This window comes from Pseudoalteromonas sp. MT33b (genome assembly GCF_014117385.1).
In the GTDB taxonomy this organism is placed as follows: domain Bacteria; phylum Pseudomonadota; class Gammaproteobacteria; order Enterobacterales; family Alteromonadaceae; genus Pseudoalteromonas; species Pseudoalteromonas lipolytica.
The window spans coordinates 2,918,816-2,937,500 of record NZ_CP059831.1 but is presented as its reverse complement, the minus strand read 5'-3'; the positions used below and the strand labels follow the sequence as shown (position 1 = coordinate 2,937,500).

16 protein-coding genes and 2 rRNA genes are annotated in these 18,685 nt (G+C 42.9%); 8 read left to right on the top strand and 10 right to left on the bottom strand.

The features are described from left to right. Nucleotides 1-206: 206 nt before the first annotated feature. Nucleotides 207-3,092 (top strand): 23S ribosomal RNA (locus H3302_RS13285). A gap of 122 nt (nucleotides 3,093-3,214) precedes the next feature. After that, nucleotides 3,215-3,329: ribosomal RNA gene (rrf, locus tag H3302_RS13280) — 5S ribosomal RNA — on the top strand. 476 nt (nucleotides 3,330-3,805) lie between these two features. Here rrf and H3302_RS13275 read toward each other — a convergent pair. The 4 genes from H3302_RS13275 to gpmM are packed head-to-tail and all read right to left on the bottom strand — an operon-like array spanning nucleotide 3,806 to nucleotide 8,610. Further along, nucleotides 3,806-4,582 carry a divergent polysaccharide deacetylase family protein gene (locus H3302_RS13275; protein WP_259369862.1) on the bottom strand — a complete coding sequence of 259 codons (777 nt, stop codon included), beginning with the start codon at nucleotides 4,580-4,582 and terminating at the stop codon, nucleotides 3,806-3,808. A gap of 35 nt (nucleotides 4,583-4,617) precedes the next feature. Further along, on the bottom strand, nucleotides 4,618-5,886 hold the full coding sequence (locus tag H3302_RS13270; RefSeq protein WP_182395477.1) for a S41 family peptidase: 1,269 nt from the start codon (nucleotides 5,884-5,886) through the stop codon (nucleotides 4,618-4,620). Nucleotides 5,887-5,922: 36 nt separating this feature from the next. Further along, the gene (locus H3302_RS13265) at nucleotides 5,923-7,062 is read right to left on the bottom strand and encodes a murein hydrolase activator EnvC (protein WP_036965867.1); all 1,140 of its coding nucleotides are present in this window, start codon (nucleotides 7,060-7,062) and stop codon (nucleotides 5,923-5,925) included. A gap of 3 nt (nucleotides 7,063-7,065) precedes the next feature. Further along, nucleotides 7,066-8,610, bottom strand: coding sequence for a 2,3-bisphosphoglycerate-independent phosphoglycerate mutase (gpmM, locus tag H3302_RS13260; protein WP_036965871.1), 1,545 nt, complete (start codon nucleotides 8,608-8,610; stop codon nucleotides 7,066-7,068). Between the two features lie 191 nt (nucleotides 8,611-8,801). Here gpmM and H3302_RS13255 point away from each other — a divergent pair, with 191 nt between their 5' ends. The 4 genes from H3302_RS13255 to gpsA are packed head-to-tail and all read left to right on the top strand — an operon-like array spanning nucleotide 8,802 to nucleotide 11,062. Next, a complete protein-coding gene (locus H3302_RS13255; RefSeq protein WP_036965874.1) occupies nucleotides 8,802-9,233 on the top strand; it encodes a rhodanese-like domain-containing protein in 432 nt (143 codons plus the stop codon). Between the two features lie 31 nt (nucleotides 9,234-9,264). After that, the gene (grxC, locus tag H3302_RS13250) at nucleotides 9,265-9,522 is read left to right on the top strand and encodes a glutaredoxin 3 (protein WP_036965877.1); all 258 of its coding nucleotides are present in this window, start codon (nucleotides 9,265-9,267) and stop codon (nucleotides 9,520-9,522) included. A 40-nt stretch (nucleotides 9,523-9,562) separates the two neighbouring features. Then, complete coding sequence (gene secB, locus H3302_RS13245) at nucleotides 9,563-10,051, top strand: protein-export chaperone SecB (protein ID WP_036965880.1); 489 nt, start codon at nucleotides 9,563-9,565, stop codon at nucleotides 10,049-10,051. Nucleotides 10,052-10,054: 3 nt separating this feature from the next. Continuing rightward, the gene (gene gpsA, locus H3302_RS13240) at nucleotides 10,055-11,062 is read left to right on the top strand and encodes an NAD(P)H-dependent glycerol-3-phosphate dehydrogenase (RefSeq protein WP_036965884.1); all 1,008 of its coding nucleotides are present in this window, start codon (nucleotides 10,055-10,057) and stop codon (nucleotides 11,060-11,062) included. Nucleotides 11,063-11,113: 51 nt separating this feature from the next. Here gpsA and H3302_RS13235 read toward each other — a convergent pair whose 3' ends face one another. Then, entirely contained in the window at nucleotides 11,114-12,994 is a 1,881-nt protein-coding gene (locus H3302_RS13235) for a bifunctional diguanylate cyclase/phosphodiesterase (RefSeq protein ID WP_118844629.1), read from the bottom strand. Nucleotides 12,995-13,100: 106 nt separating this feature from the next. After that, nucleotides 13,101-13,565: a tRNA (uridine(34)/cytosine(34)/5-carboxymethylaminomethyluridine(34)-2'-O)-methyltransferase TrmL gene (trmL, locus tag H3302_RS13230; RefSeq protein WP_036965886.1), complete on the bottom strand. Its 465-nt coding sequence runs from the start codon at nucleotides 13,563-13,565 to the stop codon at nucleotides 13,101-13,103. 193 nt (nucleotides 13,566-13,758) lie between these two features. Between trmL and H3302_RS13225 the strand changes: the two genes are divergently transcribed. Beyond that, nucleotides 13,759-14,667 carry a cation diffusion facilitator family transporter gene (locus tag H3302_RS13225; protein WP_074988960.1) on the top strand — a complete coding sequence of 303 codons (909 nt, stop codon included), beginning with the start codon at nucleotides 13,759-13,761 and terminating at the stop codon, nucleotides 14,665-14,667. Here H3302_RS13225 and H3302_RS13220 read toward each other — a convergent pair. From H3302_RS13220 to H3302_RS13210, 3 genes are read right to left on the bottom strand one after another with little or no spacing between them, the layout of a single operon-like run. Then, the gene (locus H3302_RS13220; RefSeq protein WP_182395474.1) at nucleotides 14,646-15,587 is read right to left on the bottom strand and encodes an alpha/beta fold hydrolase; all 942 of its coding nucleotides are present in this window, start codon (nucleotides 15,585-15,587) and stop codon (nucleotides 14,646-14,648) included. The two genes, H3302_RS13225 and H3302_RS13220, sit on opposite strands and share 22 nt — an antisense overlap. Next, complete coding sequence (locus H3302_RS13215; RefSeq protein WP_081759696.1) at nucleotides 15,588-16,973, bottom strand: ATP-binding protein; 1,386 nt, start codon at nucleotides 16,971-16,973, stop codon at nucleotides 15,588-15,590. Nucleotide 16,974: 1 nt separating this feature from the next. Continuing rightward, nucleotides 16,975-17,664, bottom strand: a complete 690-nt coding sequence (locus tag H3302_RS13210) for a response regulator (RefSeq protein WP_036965892.1) — start codon at nucleotides 17,662-17,664, stop codon at nucleotides 16,975-16,977. Nucleotides 17,665-17,835: 171 nt separating this feature from the next. Between H3302_RS13210 and H3302_RS13205 the strand changes: the two genes are divergently transcribed. Then, nucleotides 17,836-18,366, top strand: a complete 531-nt coding sequence (locus H3302_RS13205; protein ID WP_051501715.1) for a Spy/CpxP family protein refolding chaperone — start codon at nucleotides 17,836-17,838, stop codon at nucleotides 18,364-18,366. A 61-nt stretch (nucleotides 18,367-18,427) separates the two neighbouring features. On the opposite strand, the gene yacG is transcribed toward H3302_RS13205, so the two are convergent. Then, nucleotides 18,428-18,661 (bottom strand): DNA gyrase inhibitor YacG, encoded by a 234-nt coding sequence (gene yacG / locus H3302_RS13200; protein ID WP_036965896.1) that lies wholly within the window; start codon nucleotides 18,659-18,661, stop codon nucleotides 18,428-18,430. Nucleotides 18,662-18,685 lie beyond the last annotated feature (24 nt).

Genomic DNA, 18,685 nt, shown 5'->3' with positions numbered 1-18,685 from the left:
TAATATGCTCTTTAAAAATTTGGAAAGCTGATAATAAAATTCTGATGAATGACAATTGTTATTTATCAAGAGTTTTCAAAAGTAAAAATATGCCAATTAATTGAAAAATTAATCGGTATCTACTTTAGTATTCTCATCATTATTTGATGAATTAACTTCTGGCGAAGTTAACAGCTGTCACTAACAAAGACCCGTTTGGGTTGTATGGTTAAGTGACTAAGCGTACACGGTGGATGCCTTGGCAGTTGGAGGCGATGAAGGACGTATTAACTTGCGATAAGCCTAGTCAAGCTAGTAAAAAGCACTTGAGACTAGGATTTCCGAATGGGGAAACCCACCTGCTTGCAGGTATCTTGCACTGAATACATAGGTGTAAGAGGCGAACGCGGAGAACTGAAACATCTAAGTACCCGTAGGAACAGAAATCAACCGAGATTCCGGAAGTAGCGGCGAGCGAAACCGGACCAGCCCTTAAGCTTATTATGTGTTAGTGGAACATTCTGGAAAGTATGACGATACAGGGTGATAGTCCCGTACACGAAAATGCATCTTAAGTGAAATCGAGTAGGTCGGAGCACGTGAAACTTTGACTGAATATAGGTGGACCATCATCTAAGGCTAAATACTCCCAACTGACCGATAGTGAACCAGTACCGTGAGGGAAAGGCGAAAAGAACCCCTGTGAGGGGAGTGAAATAGAACCTGAAACCGTGTACGTACAAGCAGTAGGAGCCCACTTGTTGGGTGACTGCGTACCTTTTGTATAATGGGTCAGCGACTTATATTTTGTAGCGAGGTTAACCGATTAGGGTAGCCGTAGGGAAACCGAGTCTTAACTGGGCGTTGAGTTGCAAGGTATAGACCCGAAACCCGGTGATCTAGCCATGGGCAGGTTGAAGGTTGAGTAACATCAACTGGAGGACCGAACCCACTAACGTTGAAAAGTTAGGGGATGACCTGTGGCTAGGAGTGAAAGGCTAATCAAACCGGGAGATAGCTGGTTCTCCCCGAAATCTATTTAGGTAGAGCCTCGGACGAATACTTACGGGGGTAGAGCACTGTTAAGGCTAGGGGGTCATCCCGACTTACCAACCCTTTGCAAACTCCGAATACCGTAAAGTACTATCCGGGAGACACACGGCGGGTGCTAACGTCCGTCGTGAAGAGGGAAACAACCCAGACCGCCAGCTAAGGTCCCAAAGTCATAGTTAAGTGGGAAACGATGTGGAAAGGCCCAGACAGCCAGGAGGTTGGCTTAGAAGCAGCCACCCTTTAAAGAAAGCGTAATAGCTCACTGGTCGAGTCGGTCTGCGCGGAAGATGTAACGGGGCTAAACTATGCACCGAAGCTGCGGATTCAAAATTTATTTTGAGTGGTAGGGGAGCGTTCTGTAAGCCGTTGAAGGTGTACCGGGAGGTATGCTGGAGGTATCAGAAGTGCGAATGCTGACATGAGTAACGATAATGCGGGTGAAAAACCCGCACGCCGGAAGACCAAGGGTTCCTATCCCATGTTAATCAGGGTAGGGTAAGTCGACCCCTAAGGCGAGGCCGAAAGGCGTAGTCGATGGGAAACGGGTTAATATTCCCGTACTTGGTATAATTGCGATGGGGGGACGGAGCAGGCTAAGCAAGCATGGCGTTGGTTGTCCATGTGAAAGTGAGTAGGTTGAGAGTTTAGGAAAATCCGGACTCTTAAGACTGAGACACGAGACGAGCCACTAAGGTGGTGAAGTTGTTGATGCCATACTTCCAGGAAAAGCCTCTAAGCTTCAGATTATACCGAATCGTACCCCAAACCGACACAGGTGGTCAGGTAGAGAATACTAAGGCGCTTGAGAGAACTCGGGTGAAGGAACTAGGCAAAATCGTACCGTAACTTCGGGAGAAGGTACGCTCCGATTGGTGATGAGACTTGCTCTTTAAGCTGATTGGAGCCGCAGTGACCAGGTGGCTGGGACTGTTTATTAAAAACACAGCACTGTGCAAAATCGCAAGATGACGTATACGGTGTGACACCTGCCCGGTGCCGGAAGGTTAATTGATGGGGTTAGTTTTCGGACGAAGCTCTTGATCGAAGCCCCGGTAAACGGCGGCCGTAACTATAACGGTCCTAAGGTAGCGAAATTCCTTGTCGGGTAAGTTCCGACCTGCACGAATGGTGTAACCATGGCCACGCTGTCTCCACCCGAGACTCAGTGAAATTGAAATCGCAGTGAAGATGCTGTGTACCCGCGGCTAGACGGAAAGACCCCGTGAACCTTTACTACAGCTTGGCACTGAACATTGAACCTACATGTGTAGGATAGGTGGGAGGCTTTGAAGCAGAGACGCTAGTCTTTGTGGAGCCGTCCTTGAAATACCACCCTTGTAGTTTTGATGTTCTAACGTTGGCCCCTGATCGGGGTTACGGACAGTGCCTGGTGGGTAGTTTGACTGGGGCGGTCTCCTCCCAAAGAGTAACGGAGGAGCACGAAGGTTGGCTAAGTACGGTCGGACATCGTACGGTTAGTGTAATGGTAGAAGCCAGCTTAACTGCGAGACAGACACGTCGAGCAGGTACGAAAGTAGGTCATAGTGATCCGGTGGTTCTGAATGGAAGGGCCATCGCTCAACGGATAAAAGGTACTCCGGGGATAACAGGCTGATACCGCCCAAGAGTTCATATCGACGGCGGTGTTTGGCACCTCGATGTCGGCTCATCACATCCTGGGGCTGAAGTCGGTCCCAAGGGTATGGCTGTTCGCCATTTAAAGTGGTACGCGAGCTGGGTTTAGAACGTCGTGAGACAGTTCGGTCCCTATCTGCCGTGGGCGTTTGAGAATTGAGAGGGGTTGCTCCTAGTACGAGAGGACCGGAGTGAACGAACCGCTGGTGTTCGGGTTGTCATGCCAATGGCATTGCCCGGTAGCTACGTTCGGAACTGATAAGCGCTGAAAGCATCTAAGCGCGAAGCAGGCCTCGAGATGAGTTCTCACTAGACTTTTAAAGTCTCTGAAGGGCCGTTGAAGACTACAACGTTGATAGGCAGGATGTGGAAGTGGTGTGAGCCATTAAGCTAACCTGTACTAATTACCCGTGAGGCTTAACCATACAACGCCAAACGCGTTTTATGACAGCGTAACAGACAGAAGTTAATATACTAAAGTAGATTTTACGATTATCAGATTTCCAGATTTTAGTTAATTGCGAATGCGATTAACGACCAGAATATGCTTGGTGACAATAGCGTTTTGGACCCACCTGACCCCATGCCGAACTCAGTAGTGAAACGAAACAGCGCCGATGATAGTGTGGCATTTGCCATGTGAAAGTAGGACATCGCCAGGCTCCTAATTAAAGAAACCCGTTGCAGCAATGCAGCGGGTTTTTTGCGTTCAGGGCTAAATCGTCCAGTATCATACTGAGATTGCATACAGAGATAAAAGACGTATCAGCGCAAGGTGAAGAGACGTAGGAGGTACTTTAGTGCCGAAAGTGTCTGATATGCCCTTCATACATAACCGCTGACATTCACGGCTAAAGCCGTTCCTACGCTTCTTAATCACAATGACAGAAGTGCTAGAGGCTCTAAAATCGCTCATTTCACTTATGACTCAAATAATTAGGGCGTAGTAGGGGGTACTTTAGTGCCGAAGTATCTCATTATGCCCTTCACACATAACCACTGGCATTCACGGTTAAAGCCATTACTACGCTTTATGATCACGATGTATCGATCAAAGGTGATGTTGTGCGACCTCTGCGTCTATCCTTAATGAAGGAAACTTCGGCATATTTACATCCTATTTGAGTATGTCGCTCTTTCATTCATCATTTGCACGATGCTCAGCTTGCTTTTGCTCTGCTTTAGCTAATTGGATGTATTTGTTTTCAACCAATTGTGAAAGAGGCACAAGCTCAAAACCTTGCTGTTGAAGTTCTGGCAGGGCGTGATGTAAAAACGCGACTGTTTCTGGGTAGGGATGTGCAATAGCGATGGCATAATTAAAATGCGTCGCTTTTAGCTTAAGTTCTTCTAGTTGGTGCTTAAGCTGGCTTTCAGTCACGATATTGTCTAGGAATACATGTCGAGAAACATTGGCAACACCATAAAGATTAGCGACATTTTGTGCTTCACTTTGGCTTGTTGTTCGGCTATCTAAAAAGTATAAACCTCGTTTTTTGAGGAGCTCCATCGTCCACTTCATAGGCTCTGTTAATTGTGTTAACTCAGAGCCCATGTGATTGTTTACGCCTTTGACTTGTGGCAATGATGCGAGTGCGTGCCCCAGTGTGGTTTGCAGCTGTGTTTTGCTCATTGAGTCTGTTAAAGCACCAGGACCTAAAGCTTTTGTTTTATCTAGCGCCTGCATGGGGATATGCAAGAGAAGTTCTTTGTTGGTTTTGCTCGCTCTCTCGGCAAAAATTTGTGAGTAAGGTGTATGGGGCAAGATTGAAAAGGTCACTTGCCCTGGTAAATTCAAGATATCAAGATCGCGTTGGTGGTTGCCTATGTCATCTATAACGATGGCTATTTGCTTTGCTTGGCAAAATAGTGGTAAGCAACACAGCGTCAGTAGTAAGCCTTTGCGTAAATTCACTTTTTGTAATTATTATATCCATTGTGTGTGCTTACTTACTGCATAATAATTAACTGCTTTGCAGTAAGTTGCTTTTTATCTTGTTTATCAAGGAGTGAGCTAAAAAGCGACAACCCTTGTATATTTTTTATTATAACGTCTTGGTCAATTTCTGAAAGCATTGTTTGATTTATACTCACATCGGGTGCGATCCCTTTACCATCAATAGATTGCCCAGCAGGTGTATAATAACGTGCTGTGGTAAGTTTGAGAGCTGTATTTCCATTTCCTAGTGGAATCAAAGACTGTACTGAGCCTTTACCAAACGAGGTCTCTCCAACCAAGGTCGCTCTTTGGTTATCCCTCAACGCTGCGGCTAATATTTCTGCTGCAGATGCTGAGTTTTCATTAATTAATACGGCGATTGGCGCGCCAGAAAGAATATCACCGCTATGTGCTTTATAGTATTGATTTGCCTCATTGAAGCGTCCTTTTGTAGAAACAATCGTACCACTATCTAAAAACAGATCTGCAACTTCAATTGCACCTTGTAGCGTTCCTCCAGGATTATCTCGTAAATCAATAATTAACCCTGATAACGGAAAACCATTATTAATTTGCATTTTAGCCACGGTTCGTGCGACATCATGCAATGTATGGTTATTGAAAGCATTAATACTCAATAGCGCAACGCCTGTATCAGCAAGGTAGCTTTGCACGCTTTCTAGGTTTATCTGTTGTCGCTTTATTGAAAAGTTGAGTTCGGTTACTTGCTCTCGTTTTACGGAAACATCAACGGCAGCTTGGCCACTTTCACGAATAAGCCTTGCAACTTCTTCTATGCTTTTATTGACAATCGGTTGTTGATTTATAGCGGTTAGCTCATCATTTACTTGCAGACCAGCTTGCTCAGCAGGGGAGTTTTTAATCGTATTAACAATATATACGCGACCATCGGTAACTTTAACCTCGATGCCAAGCCCAGTGTAACGCCCATTGGTACTACTAAATATGGCATCGAGCTCAGTTTCGTCTAAATATTTAGAATAGGGGTCTAAACGCTCAAATAATGCTTCTACTTGTTGATTCGTTGGCTGAGATTCAAAGCTATTATGAAGTTGAAGATCGTCAACATAGTAAGTATTTATATTAAACAAAATTTCATTGAGTTGCTGGTGATGTAGTGACTTTAAAGATGGTTTAGCAACCCCATTAAATGATTGCATTAATAAGCATAGTAAGGCTAAGAGTAAAATAACATGTAGCCCAAAGAAACGCTTAGATGGGATGAAATGGATTTTGTCTATGTGATTGATATTTAGCATCAGCTGCTCCTCATAGGGCGCAGCTGATTTAATCAATTAAATACGTCTGCACCATTTTACAGGATTTACTGCGCGTCCTTTGTGGCGTATTTCAAAGTATAGACCAGGATCTGTTTGTCCGCCGCTTTGACCTACTAATGCAATGACTTCACCTTCTCTGACAAGGTCGCCAACATCACGAAGTAGGGTTTGTGCATGCCCATATAAGCTCATAAACCCATCGCCGTGGTCAATAGCAATAACCCAACCAAAGCCATTGAGCCAGTCAGCATAAACGACCTGACCATTTTGTACGCTTTTGACGTTACTCCCTTCCTTCGCGCCAATTAACACGCCTTTCCAATCGATATTTCCATGTTTGCGTTGGCCAAAACTGTGACGGAGTTTTCCTTTGGTCGGCCAATCGAGTTTTCCTTTACTGCTTTGTAGTCCGAGAAGTTCAACTTTTTCGCTTCGTTCTTTTTCTAACTCTTCGATGGCGGTAACGAGGGTTTTCTCGTTCTCTTTTAAATAATCAATCGAACTTTTTGTTTCTTTAAGCGCTGATTGTAATTTGTTGAGATTGCGTTTTCGTTGTTCTTGAGCGGCAATTAAAGCTTGCTGGCGTTTTTTCTGCTCGTTGTGTAATTCAACTAAACGAAGTTTTGTTTGTTCTAGTTCCGCCTGATTTTCAGCAATTTTTATTTGCAACGCTTTCAGCTCTTCGAGTTGCTCAATGCGTGCTTTGTTTAAATAGTTATAGTAACTGAGCGTACGTTCAATTTTGGCCGTGTCTTGTTGGTTCAGCAGCATTTTTGAGTAATCATGGCTACCTGCCATATACGCACTTTTTAATTGTGCTGCGAGGAGGGTTTGACGTTTTGTTTGCTCTGCTTGAAGTTGCTGAGCTTTGGCCTGTTGTTCGCGCTGTTGTTGTTCGTTTTCTTTGACCGATTGTGCTGCTAGGTTTAATGCCTTAGCATTTTTAGCAATATCGAGTTCGTGAGCACGAAGATCTTTGCGCATATCGGCTATCGACTTGCGTTGACCTTCAAGCTCGGCCTTGGTTTTTTGTAGGGCCGATTGAATATCAGATAAGTCTTTTTTGGTTTGAGCTTCATTAGCAACAACCGAAGTTGCTACTAATGAAGTCAGTATTAAACCAGTTTTGAGTAAGTGGTTAATACGTCTGCTCATCGTTTATTTCAGCGTCATAATTGGAGTGCCAGTCATTTCGCTTGGCTGTTCTAAACCCATTAAGTGCAGCATGGTTGGTGCTACGTCACTGAGTGTTTTTCCATCTTGTGGGGTTGCGTCACGGCCTACATAAATGAATGGCACTGGCTCGCTGGTATGTGCGGTGTGTGCTTGGCCTGTTGCTGGGTTAGCCATTTGCTCAGCATTACCATGATCCGCAGTGATGAGTGCTTCGCCACCGTGCTCTTCAAGTGCGTTTATAACACGGCCAATACAGTGGTCGACTGCTTCGCACGCTTTTACAGCGGCTTCAAACACACCTGAGTGACCTACCATATCACCATTAGGGTAGTTACAAATGATTGCGTCGTACTTGCCGCTGGCAATAGCTTCAACGAGCTTATCTGTCAGCATTTCAGAGTTCATCTCAGGTTGTAAATCATAAGTGGCCACTTGCGGAGAAGGGATTAACTCGCGTGTTTCACCCACAAATTCGTCTTCTCTACCACCACTGAAGAAGAATGTGACATGTGCATATTTTTCTGTTTCAGAAATACGTAGTTGTGTTTTGCCTTGCTTTTCTAACCATTCCCCAAACACATTGGTTAGTGGCTCTGGTGCAAAGGCGACAGGGGCTTTAATATCAGCGGCGTATTCTGTCATCATTACAAAGCCGCTCAGTGCTGGAGATTTCTTTTTCTCAAAACCACTAAAATCAGCATCAACAAATGCGCGCGTCATTTCGCGTGCTCTATCGGCCCTGAAGTTAGCGAAAATAACGGTATCGCCATCATTAATTTCAGCTGCCGTTTGTCCCTCAGGTACGAGGGTTGTTGCCGCTACAAATTCATCATTTTCATCACGTTCGTACGCTGCTTCAAGTGCGGTTACGCCGTCTGTGTAAGTGTGCTGCGCGATACCACTTACCATTACATCGTAGGCAAGCTCAACACGGTTCCAGCGATTATCGCGGTCCATTGCATAGTAACGACCAACAAGGCTGGCTAAGCGGCCACAACCTAGTTTTTCAAATAAAGCTTCGATGCGCTCAATAGACGCTTTAGCGCTGCGAGGTGGGGTGTCACGACCGTCTAAGAAACCATGAAAGTAGACGTTTTTTGCGCCACGCTCTGCAGCCAATTCAATGGTCGCTACAATGTGGTCTTCGTGACTGTGTACACCACCTGGGCTTAATAAACCCATAATATGCACTGCTTTTTCTGCCTTAACGGCTTTGTCTATGTTATCAACTAATGCAGGGTTACTCGCGAACTCTCCATCTTCGATTGCTTTTGTGATGCGAGTGAAATCTTGATAAACAATGCGACCTGCGCCTAAGTTTACGTGACCTACTTCAGAGTTACCCATTTGTCCTGCAGGTAGACCTACATCAAGTCCCGAACCTGAAATTAAGGTATGCGGACGTGTTGCCCACAGGTTATCGAGTACGGGTGTATTAGCAGCGAGTATTGCGTTACTTTCTGTGTCTTCACGGTATCCCCAACCGTCTAAGATCATTAATACCAATGGTTTTTTATGCTCTGTCATTATAGCTCCTGAAGATTGGCACTTATATATCACTAGCATACCGTGTTTTAAGGTTTTGATCAGCTATCAATATGTCATATTAAAATATTTCACGCCCTAGCATTTTCGGTTCAAGCACGTATACTTGCGTGGCATATTTTAATAATCCCATGGCTATGCGCTGTGGTACCCAATTTCTTAGTGGAAAACGCATGGATCAATATATTGAATTTATCTCAAATCATCCGGTTTTAAGTATCATCTGGCTGGCATTGGTAGCGATGCTGATCAGCAGTTGGTTTAAAAGTAAATTTTCAGCGATTCGCCAAATTAACCCGCAGCAAGTTACGTTGTTAATTAACCGCGAAGATGGTCAGGTTGTTGATATTCGAGCGCAAAAAGAATTCAACTCAGGTCGTATTGCAGGTGCAACGCACTTAAATCCAGAAAAAGCCAAACAATCTGATTTCTCAAGCCTTGAAAAGTTTAAGAGTAAACCCATTATACTAGTATGTACCACGGGCATGACCGCCTCAGGTATCGCAACGGCTATGCATAAAGCAGGTTTTGAACGTGTTTATGTATTATCTGGTGGTATGGGAGCTTGGCAATCTGCAAGTTTGCCAACAACGACTGGCCGCTAACAACACGTAACAGCCCGATAGAGGAATTATTATGACGAATGTTGTTCTTTACACAAAAGCATACTGTCCATATTGTCAACGCGCTATGGCGTTATTAGATAGTAAAGGTGTAAGTTACACAAACATTGATATTGGTGTGCAGCCTGAGCGTCGTGAAGAAATGATCGATAAAGCTAACGGTGGATATACCGTGCCACAAATCTTTATTAATGATGAGCATATCGGCGGTTGTGACGACATGATGGCAATTGAAGCGCAAGGCCTTTTAGACGCAAAGCTTAACGCTTAATAAATTTAATTATAAAAACGAATACAAGTTAGGAATTACAATGAACGAAGAAAACCAAAACGCAGCAGCAGAACAACAAGCAGGCGCTCAATTCACTATTCAACGCATCTACACGAAAGATGTTTCATTTGAAACGCCAAACTCACCAGCTATCTTTCAAAAAGAGTGGACTCCAGAAGTTAAACTTGATTTAGACACACGTTCTAACAAGTTAGAAGAAGGTGTTTTTGAAGTTATTCTTGCGCTGACAGTGACAGCAACAATTGGTGAAGAAACGGCATTCCTTTGTGAAATTCAGCAAGCTGGTATTTTCACGATTGCGGAAGTAGAAGAAATTCAATTAGCTCATATGCTAGGTGCTTTCTGCCCGAATGTACTTTTCCCATATGCGCGTGAAGCGGTGTCTAACCTTGTTAACCGTGGTACTTTCCCACAGTTAAATTTAGCACCTGTGAATTTTGATGCACTGTTTGCTCAATACATGCAACAGCGTGCAGCGCAAGATCAACAGGTTACTGCAGACGCATAAGTTATGACTACAGCACAGTCAGCTGTTACAGTTTTAGGGGCGGGGTCTTATGGCACCGCCCTTGCTATTTGTTTCGCCAGAAATGGTCACCCCGTTACTTTGTGGGGGCGAAATAGCGATGACGTTGCCACGCTTGCAGCTGAGCGAAAGAACCAACGTTATCTTCCCGATGTCAGTTTTCCTGAAACGCTTCAATTAGAAGCCGATTTAGAAACCGCTGTAAAAGCAAGCCAAATAGTGCTGGTTGTCGTGCCTAGCCATGCTTTTGGGGCAACGCTTCAACAAATTAAGCCTTGGCTGAATGATGATGCAGAAGTGGCGTGGGCAACGAAAGGTTTAGAACCTAATACAGGGCGTTTATTACAAGAAGTGGCGGTGCAAGAGCTTGGGGATGATATTCCTCTTGCTGTGTTGTCTGGTCCGACGTTTGCGAAAGAAATGGCGATGGGCTTACCAACCGCTATTTCGGTCTCTGCCACATCGACAGAGTTTGCCAAACAACTTGCTGAGTTATTGCATTGCGGACGCTCATTTAGGGTGTATAACAATAATGATTTTATTGGTATACAACTGGGTGGAGCCGTAAAAAATGTCATTGCTATCGGCGCGGGGATGTCGGATGGCTTTGGTTTTGGTGCGAATGCTCGTACAGCGCTTATTACCCGAGGCTTAGCTGAGCTTTGCCGTTTAGGTTGTGCACTTGGAGCGCGTTCTGACACCTTTATGGGAATGGCAGGATTAGGTGATTTGATCTTAACCTGTACAGATAACCAATCACGTAACCGTCGATTTGGTTTAGCATTAGGTAAAGGTGAAGGAGTCGAAGCTGCAATTGACTCTATTGGTCAGGTTGTTGAAGGTTATCGAAATACCAAAGAAGTGTATTTACTGGCACAACGAACCGGTATTGAAATGCCCATCACTGAGCAAATTTACAAAGTACTTTATGAAAATAAAGATGTAAAAGAAGCGGCGATGGCTTTACTAGGTCGTGAGCAAAAATCTGAATAGCCACTGCTTGCTGAGTAACTATTTTGAAAGCCTTGTTTGAAACAAGGCTTTTTATTTTACAGATTGTTTATCTACTTCATTTTTATTAATAAAATTGGCTACTTGCTCTGCTTTAAGTGGCTTACAGTAATAATAACCTTGTTGATAATGACACCCCATAATATGGAGCATATACGCTTGCTCTTCGGTTTCAACGCCTTCTGCAACAACATTAATGTCTAGGTATTTAGCCAACCGGACAATGGTGGCGGTGATATTTCTATCTTGCTCATTTTTATCAATATCTTTTACAAACGATTTGTCTATTTTTAATGTGTCGATAGGAAAACGCTTAAGGTAGCTCAGCGAAGAGTGCCCCGTACCAAAGTCATCCAGTGTAATATTGACTCCTAAGGCTTTTATGCGTTTCATTTGCTGCTCTGCAAATTCGGGGTTATTCATCATTGCACTTTCTGTGATTTCTAACTCTAAACAACGAGCAGGTACATTATACTTTGTTAAATAATCAACGAGCATTTCGATTAAGCTATTTTGCTGAAAATGCAACGCAGAGATATTAATGGCAACATTGCCAAAAGGCACATCTTGTTTTTGCCAGCTTGCAAGTTGTTGAAGTAATTGCTTCATTAATAATTGGGTAAGGGGGATGATTGCACCATTCTGCTCTGCAAGCGGAATAAATTCATCTGGGTAAATTAGACTGCCATCATCTTGTGGCCAGCGAACGAGTGCTTCAAAGCCATGTAAGCGATTGTGTTGTACATCGTATTTTGGTTGAAAATACAGTACAAATTCATTGTTGGTGATTGCTTTAAAGAGGGCGCTTTCTTTTGTTAGTTCGGTGGGGTCTAACGTGTGGCGTTCTTTATCAAAAAATTGATAGGTGTTTCGGCCCATTTTTTTGGCGTGATTAAGTGCGCTGTTAGCGCTGCGCATTAAGTTTTCACCGTTGTAAGCATTGTCTGGATAGATGGCAATCCCGCAACACGCTGACAGTGAGGTTTCAATACCATCGAGCATGAATGGAGTCTTAAATTGTTGTAGCACTGTATCTGCAGTCTTTTTAGCAAAGAAAATGGTTTTGCCAGCATAGAGATAAGGCGGCACTAAAATAGCAAATTCATCAGCTCCAAGCCGCGCAATAGTAAAGCCAGAATTAAGTGATGAAGTTAAACGACATGCCACTTCTTTTAATAATACATCGCCTAAAGTATGGCCGAGGGAATCATTTATCTTCTTAAAATTGTCGATGTCGATAAACATAATAAGCAGGCTAGGGTATTCGTCATTACAGGCTTTAATCGCTTTTTCGAGCGATTCAATAAAAATGGCTCTATTTGAGAGCCCAGTTACAGAGTCGCGAGTTGTTAGCGTGAGCATGGTGCGTTCGTTATTCTTACGAGCGGTGACATCACTAAAAAGCCCTACATAGTTAACAGCTCGTTTAGTAAATCGCGGTGTTGAGACTTTTGTGATTGATAAATCAAGTGCATAAGGCTGACCATCCTTGCGCAAGTTCCAGATTTCACCAGACCAATATCCGTCTTGTGCGAGCTCTTGTTGGATCAATGTTTCGAGTTGTCGATCGCGGCCATCTTGTGTGAGTGCTTTAAATTTTTTCCCTATAACATCCCCTCTTTTGTAGCCTGTTATTTCGCTGAAGGCATTGTTGATGTCTAGTATTCTAAATTGTTCATCGCAAACCCATATCGCATCTTTCGATTGTGATAAAAGAGCATCAATTAACATCATTTTTTGATTCTTCTGGTAATAAATAACCGCAATGAACAGTGCAATAATGACAAGTAAAATGAGAAAGAACAGCGGGGTTGGGTTGTGTGGTTGCGCTAAATTAAGGTCAGCTGTTGTTGCAGCGCCCACAGAATGCTGCAACAGTAAAATGAGACTGTATACCAGAGTTAAAAAGCGCATTAATAATCATCATTTAGAACAAAAAGCCATCTATTTAGATTAGTTCATAAAAAAAGGTCGTGCTAAATAATTACAAGTTATTTATTTAATGCGCATTTTCAATGAGTTATTGACCGTTTACAAAACCAAGCTGACGCCATGATTCATAGACAAAAACGGCGACAGAATTTGATAAATTCATGCTTCTGCTGTCTTTTTGCATCGGAATACGCACACGCTGCTCTTTCGGTAATGACTGAATAAGCTCATCGGGTAGGCCGCGTGTTTCAGGGCCAAATACTAAACAATCGCCAGGTTGATATTGTGCTTGATGATGAAACTGGCTGCCTTTGGTCGTACAGGCATAGACTTTTTTGGGCTTACACTTAGCAAGGTAATCTTCGAATGATGCATGACGTTGTACGTGGCTAAATTCATGATAATCAAGCCCTGCACGCTTTACGCGTTTATCATCCCACTCAAATCCTAATGGTTCAATTAGGTGTAAGGCATAGCCTGTATTGGCACATAAGCGAATGATATTACCTGTATTGGGCGGAATCTCTGGTTGGTATAAAACGATATCAAGCATGTTTGTCTCATTGTTAGCATTATGATCTGCGGCAGATTATACACAACTGCAGCGTGAGGATCTTGCAGGATTTAAGTTTGTTTACCGCCGATAGCTGTGCTTTATTTATTCTAAATAGCGCTATGTAACATGGGGTAAAACCCTCTAATATGATGATATACTAAAACCTTGTAATGTCTGAAGGTAAAATGTTGTGCAACATCGCAGTTATGAGTTTTGGGTAAAAACCGCCAGCATAGTCACCATTGCTATGGTGAGTTTAATGATTGCAGCAAAAAGTTGGGCATGGCTTGCTTCAGGCTCTGCATCGATGTTGGGCTCGCTCACCGATTCTTTAATGGATATTACCGCATCTTTAATGAGCTTTTTAGTGTTAGGTTATGCGCTACGCCCTGCTGATGATGACCACCGGTTTGGTCATGGCAAAGCGGAAGCTCTTGCTGGGCTTGCTCAAGCTGCATTTATCGCTGGTTCTGGTTGTTTTTTAGCGTTTCATGGTGTTGAACGTCTTTTTAACCCTGTGATACTTAAGCATTCAGACTTAGGTATTTGGGTGAGTTTATTTGCTATTGTTTGTACTTTGGTGGTGGTGTTTGTGCAAACCAAGGTTATTAATCATACCGAATCAATTGCAATAAAAGCGGATTCAGTTCACTACAAAGGCGACCTTATTTTAAATTTAGCTGTTTTGCTTGCCATCCTATTGGCAAAGTACGGCATGACGTATGCGGATCCTATTTTTGCTATTGGGGTGGCTGTTTACTTATTGTATAACAGTTGGGATATTGCCCGTGATAGTGCCGACCATCTGATGGACAAAGAGCTGCCAGAGGATGAAAAAACAGAAATTTTAACCATCGTTAACAGTCACCAAGATGTCTTTGGGGCCCACGATATCCGCACGCGACAAGGTGGTAAAATTAAGTTTATTCAAATGCACTTGGAACTTGAAGACAGTCTCTCGTTAATTCGTGCCCATCAGGTGGCCGATGAAGTTGAAACAATGATACAAACTCACTTTGCCTGCGAACTGGATATACTGGTGCACTTAGATCCACTTTCGGTGGTTAAAAAGTCTCGTCAGAGTGCCTCAAAAAACTGATATAAGTCACTCAATACTGCCTGCCTGATTTCATCTCGCTCGAAAAATAATTCGTGGCGAGCATCAGGGTAACTTTTTAATTTAGCCTGTGTTTGTTTATGCGCAAGCGCATGTTGCGCCGCATTATCGACAACAGTATCGCGCCCGGCACTGGCGATAAAAAGTGGAATATCTACTTTTCTATCGACCAATGAGGCGATAAATTCAAACGATGCATTGAGCCAGCCATACGTCACACCACCAAGTTGTAAGTCGGGCTCTGCAAGATAAAGCGCTCTAAATTGCTGGTACCTTATCTCACTGCTGGTTAATTCATTAACCGAAAAATCAACGGGCAAGTAGTCTGTTTGACCAAATGCATAACGATGACTTAAGCCTAATTGTGAGGCTATTTTCGCGGCTAGTTTTGCAATTGGTTTTGGTGTGCCTTTGGTATAAATATCAAACATGGGGGCAGATAAAAACGCGCCCGAAAAAGAATGTGTGTAGCGAGACAAGTAATCATAGGCAATTGCACTGCCCATTGAGTGTCCGAGTAATACTCGTTGGCCCTGCCAATGAGCATTGACTACCTGCTCGTTAAAAATGGCAAAGTCATCAGCATAATCAGTGAAACGTGTGACATGGCCTTTATGAGCGTTTTTTAAATGGCGATACGAACGGCCTTGACCTTGGTGATCAACAATAAAAACGGCATAACCATTTTGGTAAAACTCCCACAGTAACTCTTTGTATTTGAATAACGACTCAATTCTGCCACTACTAATAACAATGGCTTTTTTAGCTTGCTCTGGAATGGCAAAGCCATAATACAAGGTACCATGTTCAGTGCTTAAGAAATCTTGTTTTAATTGCTGATTAAAAAATGTATTTATCTGTTTAGCATTTATAGTAAGGTGTGCTTCATCGCTGTAAAACATTTACTCACTCTTTATTGGTAAGCGGATTTTAACGCAGAGTCCGCCATGTTCTTGGTTTTCGAGTGTTAGTGTACCATCATGTGCTGAGATCGCATTCTTTGCAATAGCCAGTCCTAAGCCTGTGCCACCCGAATTTCTATCACGAGCATGCTCTTGACGGAAAAATGGCTCACACAGTCTAGCTAAGTAGGCTTCTTTAACCCCATTTCCATCATCACAAATGGTGATATAGAGCGCATCAGACTCAGCTAAGCTCAAAGAGATATGATGGTGTGCATATTTAATCGCGTTGCGTAGTACATTTTCGAGTGCACTGGCGATTAAACTCTCGTCGCATGGTATATCTGTGTGTAATTGGCCATTAATCGTCAGCTCTTTGTGACATTGTTTGGCCTCAAAGCGAGCATCATTTAATACATGATCAACAATAACTTGAACCGATTGCTTGCTTAAGGATAAAGCTTGGCTTCGGGCTTCAAGCCTTGATAGTTGCAATACATCGGCAATCATTTTATCAAGCTGGTTTGCTTCTTTTTCTATTCGTTCGAGGTATGCCTGCTGACTATCATCAGCTTGCATTTGTGCCAGGCCTGTTGCCATTTTTAAGCGTGTAAGTGGTGAGCGTAGTTCATGAGAAATATCTGCAAGTAAGCGTTTTTGTGCTGTTATAAGCTGCTCAAGCTGGCTCGCCATTGTATTAAAGTCACGTCCTAACACCCCCAGTTCATCTTCGCGAGTCGTTGAGAAAACTGCTCGTGCGGTTAAGTCACCGTGGGAAAGTTTTTTTGCAGTTTCTTTTAAACTATTGATAGGGGCAATTAAGTTTCGGCTAAAGAAAAAGCTCAGCATAAGCGAGGCAATTACGGCAATCAATAACTTGAGCCAAGTAGGCATTAACCACAACCCGACAAAAAAAGGCTTTTTACGTTTTTCGTCAATTTCATATAAGTAAAACTTACCTTCGGGTACGTTAATTTCTACAGGACCATACGCTTGGTATTCATCAGTAAAAATAACTTGTGGGCGCATATGCTTTGTAAAATTTAACAAGCTCAAATCAATCTCTTTCGAGACGGGTTCACTGAGCATTTCGACACCATGAACTTCGCCATTTAAATACAGTAACTTATGTTTAGATAAGCGAGGGTGCGATACAATTTCTTGAGTCGGTTTACCATGCTTTGCCACAATACGTTCTATACTTTTCGCGGTGTATTCTAGGTTTTTAAGCATGGGGCCGCGTAACTCATCATTCCCTACATTGCTGGTTAATTGGCTTAAAAAGACTAGCAGAGTAATGGTTGCTATGACTGTAACCCAAAACCATGCAAAGATTTTTAAGAACAAATAATGATGTGGCTTTTTTATCCAACTCGGAAAGGTCATATTATTCACCTTGAATTAGTACGTAACCGCTACCACGCATGGTTTTGATACGCTCGCTATTTATAAACTCTGCAATTTTCTTTCGAATATTACTCACATGCATGTCAATGGAGCGGTCGAAAGGGGCTAGTCGTCTGCCAAGAACTTGCTCACTAATTTGCTCTTTACTGATCACTTCACCGGCATGGCGGACTAGCATGGCCAGTATTTCATACTCAGTTCCCGTTAAACTTAATATATTGCCACTGACAGACGCTTCACGAGTCGCAAAGTTAATGTGAATACTATTGACACTGAGTGAACTTGTTTGCTGGCTCGATAGACTATTAATATGTTCGATACGACGGGTTATTGCTTTAACTCGCGCCAGTAGTTCTCTGTGATTAAATGGCTTTGGTATGTAGTCATCTGCACCAAGCTCTAAACCAAAAATACGGTCAAAGTCTTCCCCTTTGGCTGTGAGCATAATGACAGGCGTGAGTTTATGTTGTCGAAGTTGCTTGAGTACTTCAAAGCCATCCATCGACGGTAGCATGACATCAAGCAAAATTAATTCGTAGTTGTATTTTAAGGCCTGATTTAGGCCTTGTGCGCCATCATGATAACAATCAACTGTAAAGCCTTGTGCTGTTAAATACTCGCTTAACAGCTCGCACAGCCCTGTATCATCGTCGATCATAAGTAATTTCATTGTGGCACCTATTGCACTGTTTCTTTAAGGCTATTCTACTCAGTAAATTGTGTAAAAGTGAATCTTTACACAACCTTTACACTGGTTTGCGTTCCTTTGCATTGAAGTGAGTATAGTGAATCCATCAGTTAAAAATAACGACAGAACACAACCCAACAAAAGGTAATGACTATGACTATTTCAAATAAGCTTTCTAAATTCGTACTTGTTTGTGGTTTAGCTGCAGCAAGTGTTGGCGCAACATCAGTAATGGCAAAAGGGGATATGCACCGAGGCATGAATCCGCAAGCCGGTTTTTTATTGTCTGAGCGTGGAATTAATAAATTACAATTAACAGAAGCACAGCAAGTCCAGCTTAAAGCGATTTTTGCTGAGCAAACAACGCAAATGAAGGCTCTTCGTGGTGATAAAGGCAGCATGAAAGACAATAGAATAGCCTACAAAGAGAAAATGGATGCACTCTTAGCGACCCACGCATTTGATGAAAATGCAGCACGTGAACTAATTAAAGCCCGCCAAGAAAAAGGTGAGCAATTTGCGTTAATTAAAATGAAATCAGAGCATGCAATCTGGCAAGTTCTTAACGCAGAACAGCGTGAAAGCTATCAAGAAATTAAAAAACAGCTGCGTAAAAAAGGTCACAAAAAGGGGCTACACAGAGTTGATGGTGAGCGTAATAAGGCTGAAAGAACACATAGCTAATATGTTCCGGCGCATTCGTTAAACTAGAAAACGCGGCTAATGAAGCCGCGTTTCTTAATACTTATTCTTTGAAAAATGAATCATCATTCTTAGCGAGCATAGCCTCGATATCTTCAATCATATCTTGGTTAAGTTCGTTTGCGCTGGTGATGGGGGAAGAAATCTTGTTATTTTCAAATGACCACTCACCTAGATCGATCAGCTGACAGCGTTTTGAACAAAAAGGGCGATACGGGCTTTGTTCTGACCATTCTACTTTTTCTTTGCAGGTCGGGCAGTTTACAACGGTTGGCATGGTGTGATCTCTATTAAGCAATTT

Excerpts from the sequence above, each read along its gene's own strand:
- H3302_RS13270 (WP_182395477.1), bottom strand. The coding sequence starts at position 5,886 with ATGCTAAATATCAATCACATAGACAAAATCCATTTCATCCCATCTAAG.
- H3302_RS13265 (WP_036965867.1), bottom strand. The coding sequence starts at position 7,062 with ATGAGCAGACGTATTAACCACTTACTCAAAACTGGTTTAATACTGACT.
- gpmM (WP_036965871.1), bottom strand. The coding sequence starts at position 8,610 with ATGACAGAGCATAAAAAACCATTGGTATTAATGATCTTAGACGGTTGG.
- H3302_RS13255 (WP_036965874.1), top strand. The coding sequence starts at position 8,802 with ATGGATCAATATATTGAATTTATCTCAAATCATCCGGTTTTAAGTATC.
- grxC (WP_036965877.1), top strand. The coding sequence starts at position 9,265 with ATGACGAATGTTGTTCTTTACACAAAAGCATACTGTCCATATTGTCAA.
- secB (WP_036965880.1), top strand. The coding sequence starts at position 9,563 with ATGAACGAAGAAAACCAAAACGCAGCAGCAGAACAACAAGCAGGCGCT.
- gpsA (WP_036965884.1), top strand. The coding sequence starts at position 10,055 with ATGACTACAGCACAGTCAGCTGTTACAGTTTTAGGGGCGGGGTCTTAT.
- H3302_RS13235 (WP_118844629.1), bottom strand. The coding sequence starts at position 12,994 with ATGCGCTTTTTAACTCTGGTATACAGTCTCATTTTACTGTTGCAGCAT.
- trmL (WP_036965886.1), bottom strand. The coding sequence starts at position 13,565 with ATGCTTGATATCGTTTTATACCAACCAGAGATTCCGCCCAATACAGGT.
- H3302_RS13220 (WP_182395474.1), bottom strand. The coding sequence starts at position 15,587 with ATGTTTTACAGCGATGAAGCACACCTTACTATAAATGCTAAACAGATA.
- H3302_RS13215 (WP_081759696.1), bottom strand. The coding sequence starts at position 16,973 with ATGACCTTTCCGAGTTGGATAAAAAAGCCACATCATTATTTGTTCTTA.
- H3302_RS13210 (WP_036965892.1), bottom strand. The coding sequence starts at position 17,664 with ATGAAATTACTTATGATCGACGATGATACAGGGCTGTGCGAGCTGTTA.
- H3302_RS13205 (WP_051501715.1), top strand. The coding sequence starts at position 17,836 with ATGACTATTTCAAATAAGCTTTCTAAATTCGTACTTGTTTGTGGTTTA.
- yacG (WP_036965896.1), bottom strand. The coding sequence starts at position 18,661 with ATGCCAACCGTTGTAAACTGCCCGACCTGCAAAGAAAAAGTAGAATGG.